We start from the raw sequence: 6,969 nt of genomic DNA, 5'->3' as shown, positions 1-6,969 counted from the left end.
GCATGGCCGGGGGAATGGTCCAGCGTCCCGCCGGCCTGCGGCCAGTCGGCGATGGGCGCCGGGGGCGGCAGGTCCACCGGCCGCGCGGCCAGGCCTTCGTCCACCGAGACGGGCTTCTCCATCTCCAGCACCGAACGCCGCTCGCCCGGCAGGATGTCCTTCCGGCTGGCGAAGATGTCGTCCAGCGTGTCGCAGCCGGCCAGCATGCCGGTCGCCGCGAGCAGGGCGGCGCGCCGCGTGATCGTCATGCGTGTCATCCCTCTAGTCCGGCCGCCAGCCGTGCCGCGCGGTCGCGCAGGCCCTGCGGCGCCGTCTCGTCCGCGGCCAGCGCCTGGAGGGTCTTGCGCGCCTCGTCCTTCTGCCCCTGACGCAGCGCCACCAGCCCCTGCATTTCCTGCGCCGAGTAGCGCCAGGGCTTCGTGGCGCCGGACAGCGGCGCGACCCGGCTGGCCAGGGCGCCCGGGTCCTCGGAGTCGAGGCCGTGCATCACCCACATCAGCGAGGCAAGCTCGCGATAGACCTCCCCGGCCTTCGGGTCCTGCGCCACGGCGTCCCAGAGCGCCAGGGCGGCGGCACGGTCCCCGGCCTCGGCCTTCAGCGCGGCGGCCCGCAGCCGTGCCAGGGTGCGGTATCCGTCGGGCGCCGCGGAGGCGATCTGGGCGAAGCGGTCGCCGAGGGCGGCGGGATCGGCGCCCGGCTGCTCGGCGGCACGGCTGGTCTCCAGGAACAGCGCGGCGGCCTGCTCGGACTGGCGCGACTGGTACCAGCGCCAGCCCTGCCAGCCGCCGGCCCCCAGCGCCGCCACCAGGGCCACGACTCCCAGGGCGCTGCCCCAGCGCAGGGCAAGGCGGCGCATGCGCTCGGCGCGCACTTCCTCCTGAAGTTCGTCGAAGATATCGGACAAGGCGGTCCCGTCCCCCAGGCAAAGGCGGCGGTCCATATACCCTCCATCCCCCCGCCCGTTAAGCCCGGCCTCCACGCCCGGCCCGACGCGCCCTTCCTCCGGCCATTCTTCCGGCCGCCCTCCGCGCACTCCGGCGGCCCGTCCTGGCGGCCTCCACCGGCAGCCCTGGCGGCACCGATCCCTGGCCGCCCGCGCCGGCCCGCGTCCGGCGGAGGCCCGGCACCTCTTCGGAAGGTGAGGCACCGCGATGCTGGACAGGCCGGGGGGAGGAGGCTACCCGGATCGGCACTCGCCCATGCAACCGGAAGATCCACCCCTGGCCCTGCCAACCCGCACAGCATGCGCCGGGGCCATCCCGCGCTCCGCATGGCAGGCACCCGATGGCTCCATCGACCGCGCGGCCCGCGGATGACCGCACGCCTCCACGAATGCCCGGATTGCGGGCTGCACCTGTGCCTGCCCGCCCTCGGCCCCGGGATGGAGGCCCGCTGCTCCCGCTGCGCCCGGGTGCTGCGGCGTCACCGGGTGAACGCCTTCTCCGCCCCGATGGCCCTGTCCCTGGCCGGCATCGTCCTCTACGCGATGATCCTCACCATGCCCTTCCTGGGCCTGAACCTGCTGGGGCGGGAGCGGGTGAGCCTCGTGGATTCGGGGGTCTTCTCCTTTGCCCAGGACGGGTTCTGGGGGTTGTCGGGGCTGGTCTTCCTGGTGCTGGTGGTGGTGCCCGGGCTGCAGCTCGTGCTGCTGCCCACCGTGATCCTGGGCCTGCACATGCGGGCGCCGCCGCCGGGGCTGCACCGGCTGTTCCGCTGGTACATGGCGCTCGACCCCTGGATGATGGTGGAGGTCTTCCTGTTCGGCGCCCTGGTCTCCTACACGAGGCTGGTGGACCTCGCGCATGTGGAGATCGGCCCTTCCGCCTATGGCATCGCCGCGCTGTCCCTGGTGCTGGTGGCGCGCAACGCTTCGCTGGAGCCGCAGGTGGTCTGGGACCGGCTGGAGGAACGCGGCCTCGTCGCCGATCCCGGCACCCTGCGACGGGGAGACGCCGGGCCGGAGCCCGCGGTCGTGGCGGCCCCTGGGGCGGCCCCTGGGGCGGCCTCCGCCCCGTCCCGCGCCTTCCGGGCCGAGGCCGTGGCGGCGCCCGCCCCCGGAACGGCCACCGGCGCGTCCGCTCCGATCGCCTGCCACCGCTGCCACCGCCTGGACCACGCGCGCCCCGGTGCGCCCTGCCCGCGCTGCGGCAGCCGGCTGCACCGGCGCAAGCCCGACAGCGTGAGCCGGAGCTGGGCCCTGATAGCCGCCGCCTTCATCCTCTACCTGCCGGCCAACTACTATCCGGTGATGCGGATCGTGACCCTGGGCCAGGGTGGTCCGCACACTATCCTGGGTGGGGTCATCGAGTTCGTCGAAACGGGCTTCTGGCCCCTCGCGCTCATCGTCTTCCTGGCCAGCGTGGCGGTGCCGATGCTCAAGCTGGTCGGGCTGATGGTCATGCTCACCAGCATCCGGCGCCGCTCCGCCCGCCACCTGCTGCGCCGCACCCAGCTCTACCGCGTGGTGGAGGCGATCGGGCGCTGGTCGATGATCGACGTCTTCGTGGTCTGCGTGCTGATCGCCCTGGTGCGCTTCGGCATGCTGGCCGAGATCACCGCCCAGGTCGGCGCCGCCTGCTTCGCCGGGGTCGTGGTGGTGACCATGGTGGCGGCCGAATGCTTCGACCCGCGCCTGATGTGGGATGCCGCCGGCTCCCCGGCCCAGGACCCCGACGCGCCCCGCCGCTGGCGCGGCGAGGCCGGCGCGGACGCCTCTTCCCCGGATGGCCCCATGCGGGCCGGACACCCTTCCGCCGGTCCCGCCGGGGCCGCCAGCCAGCACGGAGCCGCATGAGCGGAACAGAACCCCCGGCCGACGGCATGTCGCGCGAGCCGATCCCCGGCCAGCGCCCCGACGATGCGCGCGAGGCCCGGGTCCGGCACCGCCGCTTCTCCATGATCTGGCTGATCCCCATCGTGGCGGCGCTGGTCACCGGCTATCTCGGCTGGCGCACCTTCTCCGACCGCGGGCCGCTGATCACCGTCAGCTTCGGCAATGCCGACGGGCTGACCGCCGGGCAGACGCCGGTGCGCTACAAGTCCGTGCAGGTCGGCACGGTGGAGAGCATCCATCTCACCGGCGACCTCCGGCGCGTCGAGACCCGCATCCGCATGGACCGGATGGTCGGCGGCCATATCAACGAGCACAGCCGCTTCTGGGTGGTGCGACCGCGCTTCAGCGGCGCCAGCGTCTCCGGCCTGGAGACCATCGTGTCCGGCAGCTACATCGAGTTCGACCCGGGCGAGCCGGGCGCGGAGCAGCGCCGCTTCACCGGGCTGGAGAACCCGCCCGGCCGCCGTTCCGACGAGCCGGGCCGCGACTTCGTCCTGCGCGCGCAGCGCCTGGGCTCGATCGACCGGGGCTCGCCGGTCTTCTTCCGCGATGTCGAGGTCGGGCAGGTGCTCAGCTACAACCCACCCGAGATCGATGGCAGCTTCACCCTGCACGTCTTCGTGCGGGCGCCTTACAGCGAGTATGTGCGCAGGGGCTCGCGCTTCTGGAACGCCTCCGGCGTCAGCTTCCGCCTGGGTGCGGAGGGCGTGCGGGTGGAGCTGGAAAGCGCCCGCGCGCTGCTCGCCGGCGGCATCGCCTTCGACACCCCGCCGCAACTGCGCGACCAGCCGTCGGCGCCGGACGACGAGAGCTTCACCCTCTACAGCGACCTGGAGGCTGCGATCGCCGCGACCTCGGAGAACCGCCTCACCTTCCTGATCTATTTCGACGGATCGCTGCGCGGCCTCTCGCCCGGCGCGCCGGTGCTGCTGCGCGGCGTCCGGATCGGCAGCGTCCTCGACGTCAATCTGGAATACGACCAGGCGGAGGACCGCTTCCGCGTGCCCGTCCATATCGCCATCGAGCCGGAGCGGATCTCCTTCCCCGCCGGACGCCCGAAGCGCGAGGTGCGCGCGATGGCCGAGGAGATGGTGGCCAAGGGCCTTCGCGCGCAGCTCACCAGCGGCAGCCTGCTCACCGGACAGCTCCTGGTCTCCATGGACTTCATGCCGGATGCGGCGCCTGCCTCCGTGCGCATGGAGGGCGAGGAGATCGTGCTGCCCAGCATCGGCGGCGGCACCGACAACATCATGGCGGCGGTCAGCAGCATCGCCGGCAAGCTCGACCGCTTCCCGATCGAGGAGATCGGCAAGAACCTGAACGGCACCCTGGCCTCGGTGAACGGGGTGGTGGGCGGGCCGGAGCTTCGCAACGCGCTCAACGCGCTCAGCAGCAGCCTGGGCTCGGCGCGCGACCTGATCCGCAAGGCGGACAGCGGCATGACCCCGCTGCTGCGCCGCCTGCCCGCCATCGCCGACAACCTCGACCAGACCGTGGCCCGCGCCAACACCGCCGTCCGTTCCATCGAGCGCGGCTATGGCGGCGATTCCGAGGTGAACCGCGAGATGGAGCGCCTGATGTCCCAGCTCACCGACACCGCCCGTTCCGTGCGCCTGCTGGCCGATTTCCTGAACCGGCATCCGGAGGCGCTGATCCGCGGCCGGGCCGGCGCCGCCACCGAGCGATAGGAGCGGCGCCGCATGTCCCAGCCCCTCGCCCGCCGCCGCCTCGGCGCCCTGCTGCCCGCCCTGCTGCCCGCCATGGCGGCCACCGCCGCGCTTGCGGGCTGCGCCTCGCCCAGCCCGGCCTATTACCGCCTGTCTGCCCAGCCCGGCCCCTCCCTGCCGGGAAGGGGAAGGCAGGTGCAGCTCCGCCGCGTCGGCATCCCCGGCTATCTCGACCGCCCCGGCCTCGTCCGGGCGCGGGGAGGCGGGCGCCTGGACGTGGCCGATGTGGAGAGCTGGCCCGAACCCTTCGGCGACATGGTGACGCGCGTGCTGGCCGAGGACCTGGCGCTGCGCCTGCCGGGGGATTCGGTGGCGGCGGAGGGCGGCGCGCTGCGAATCCCGGCGAACATCCTGGCCGAGGTGCAGATCCAGCGCTTCGAGGCCGGGCCGGACGGTGTGGTGGAGCTCCTCGCCCAGGCGGCGGTGCGCCCCCGCAACCAGGATGCCGCCGAAAGCCGGACGCTGCGCTTCCGCGTGCCGCCCGCCGCGCCGGGGTCCGGGGCAAAGGGGCCGGATGCGGCCGGCGTGGTGGCCGCGATGGACCAGGCTCTGGGCCAGCTCGCGGATGCGCTGGCCGGCATGATCGCCGCCATGCCGGTGGTGGCATCCACCGCCCGTTAATTCCCGCCGGGGCAGGATGGCGGCGTGCGCCCGCTCCTGCTGCTCCCCATGCTGATCCTTCCCCTGGCCGGCTGCGATGCCTTCTGGGGGCCCTTCGCCGCGGCCAACGTGGCGTCGCTGACCACGACCGGACGGGCTGTGCCGGACCTCTTCGTCTCGGCCGTCACGGGCAAGGACTGCTCGATCGCCCATCTGGACGCGGGGGAGAAACGCTATTGCCGGCGCGATCCGCTGCCGCCGGTGGAGGCGGTCTGCACGCGCTCCCTGGGCTCGGTGGATTGCTGGAACGGCCCGCCGCCCGGCATGCCGCCGCAGCGCCCGCTGGGCGACGCGCCGCCCGTTCCGGCCCAGCCACCCGAACCCTGGCCGTTGCAGAGCCTCTGAAAGCGGTCCTTTTGCGGCCCCTCCCCTGGCCACGGCCGCCGTCCCGGGTTCCAATGCCGGAAATCACGAGGAACAGACCATGACGGATTTTACCTGGGACCACCTGCACCTGCGCAGCCCTGACCCCGAGGCCACGGCGCGCTACTTCCGCGAGATGTTCGGCGCCACCGAAACCGGGCGGGCGGCACAGGGCAACGGCGCGCTCCGCGTGATGCTCGACCTCGCCGGGCTGCCGCTCTTCATCGAGCAGGTCCCGCCCACCACCGCCGCGCCGCCGGAGCCCCCCTTCCTCGGGCTGGAGCACCTCGGCCTGCGGGTGAAGGACCTGGAGGCCACCGCCGCCGCGCTGCGGGCCAGGGGTGCCCGCTTCGTGGTGGAGCCGCATTCGCCGCGCCCGGGGCTGAAGATTGCCTTCCTGGAAGGGCCGGAGAAGCTGCGGATCGAGCTGCTGGAGCGTGCGGCGGCCTGATTCCCGCCCGGCATCCAGGGCAGATACCATTTCAATGGCGTAATACAACCTGCGCGTGCTATCCGGGCGCCGGCCGGATTCGTGCCGGGGCCTTCCCGCCTGTTTCCGGCCCATCCGAGAAATTCTGGAGGGGCCATACATGCCGCCAACCTGCTCCTGCTGCGAACCGGGCCGCCACTTCCAGCCCGGCCGCCGGGCCATGCTCGCCGGTCTCGGCGCGCTGGCGGCGCTGCCCATGACCGCACCCACCCGGCGTGCCATGGCGGCGGAGGCAGTGCCCAAGACCAGCCTCACCGCCGACCAGGCGCTGGAGACGATGAAGAAGGGCAACGACGATTTCGTCGCCGGCCTGCCCCATCGCGGCCTGCTGGGCCGCGAGCGGCGGCTGGAGCTGGCGCATGGCCAGGCGCCGTTCTGCATCCTGGTCGGCTGCTCCGACAGCCGCGTGCCGCCGGAACTGCTGTTCAACCGCGGGCTGGGCGAGATCTTCATCGTGCGCAACGCCGGCAACACCGTGGACACGGCGGCCATGGGCAGCGTCGAGTACGGCGTCGGCGTGCTGGGCTGCCCGCTCGTGGTCGTGCTCGGCCACGAGAGCTGCGGCGCCGTCTCCGCCGCGATCGACGTGGTGCGGAAGAACGCCAGCTTCCCCGGCGTGATCGGCGAGATGGTGCAGCCCATCATCCCCGCCGTGCTGGCGGCGCGCGACGAGAAGGGCGAGATGACGCTGAATGCCGCGGTCCACGAGAACGCGCGCCGCGTCGCGAAGCGCCTGAAGATGCAGAGCGTGGTGGTGCAGCAGGCCGTGGCCCAAGGGCCGGCTGCGGGTGGTGGCGGCCTATTACCGCCTCGCCGATGGCGATGTGGAGTGGTTCGAGGAGATCTGAGGCAGGCGGGGCCGGGCCTCCGCGCGGAGGCCCGGCCCCGGCTTCAGC

General features: G+C 73.0%; 7 protein-coding genes and 1 pseudogene. 6 read left to right on the top strand and 2 right to left on the bottom strand.

What is annotated here, in order from left to right:
- A pseudogene (locus ROTAS13_RS16420) lies at positions 1–248 on the bottom strand (dehydrogenase); the annotation flags it as partial.
- 5 nt (positions 249–253) lie between these two features.
- Positions 254–904 (bottom strand): tetratricopeptide repeat protein, encoded by a 651-nt coding sequence (locus tag ROTAS13_RS16415; protein WP_026033266.1) that lies wholly within the window; start codon positions 902–904, stop codon positions 254–256.
- Between the two features lie 408 nt (positions 905–1,312).
- Between ROTAS13_RS16415 and ROTAS13_RS16410 the strand changes: the two genes are divergently transcribed.
- The 6 genes from ROTAS13_RS16410 to ROTAS13_RS16385 form a co-directional block, all read left to right on the top strand.
- On the top strand, positions 1,313–2,794 hold the full coding sequence (locus tag ROTAS13_RS16410; RefSeq protein ID WP_171979118.1) for a paraquat-inducible protein A: 1,482 nt from the start codon (positions 1,313–1,315) through the stop codon (positions 2,792–2,794).
- A complete protein-coding gene (locus ROTAS13_RS16405; RefSeq protein ID WP_226946056.1) occupies positions 2,791–4,521 on the top strand; it encodes an intermembrane transport protein PqiB in 1,731 nt (576 codons plus the stop codon). Before ROTAS13_RS16410 ends, ROTAS13_RS16405 begins: the two co-directional genes overlap by 4 nt.
- A 12-nt stretch (positions 4,522–4,533) precedes the next feature.
- On the top strand, positions 4,534–5,181 hold the full coding sequence (locus ROTAS13_RS16400) for a membrane integrity-associated transporter subunit PqiC (protein ID WP_075822873.1): 648 nt from the start codon (positions 4,534–4,536) through the stop codon (positions 5,179–5,181).
- Between the two features lie 24 nt (positions 5,182–5,205).
- On the top strand, positions 5,206–5,565 hold the full coding sequence (locus tag ROTAS13_RS16395; RefSeq protein ID WP_075822872.1) for a hypothetical protein: 360 nt from the start codon (positions 5,206–5,208) through the stop codon (positions 5,563–5,565).
- Positions 5,566–5,644: 79 nt separating this feature from the next.
- Positions 5,645–6,034 (top strand): VOC family protein, encoded by a 390-nt coding sequence (locus ROTAS13_RS16390; RefSeq protein ID WP_019461520.1) that lies wholly within the window; start codon positions 5,645–5,647, stop codon positions 6,032–6,034.
- A gap of 139 nt (positions 6,035–6,173) precedes the next feature.
- Positions 6,174–6,969: carbonic anhydrase (locus ROTAS13_RS16385; RefSeq protein WP_216348667.1), on the top strand; the 796-nt coding region annotated here is incomplete at its 3' end.

Source organism: Roseomonas sp. TAS13 (genome assembly GCF_001950415.1).
Lineage (GTDB): Bacteria > Pseudomonadota > Alphaproteobacteria > Acetobacterales > Acetobacteraceae > Roseomonas > Roseomonas mucosa.
The sequence above is the reverse complement of the archived record's forward strand: the minus strand, read 5'-3'. Positions and strand labels throughout refer to the sequence as shown.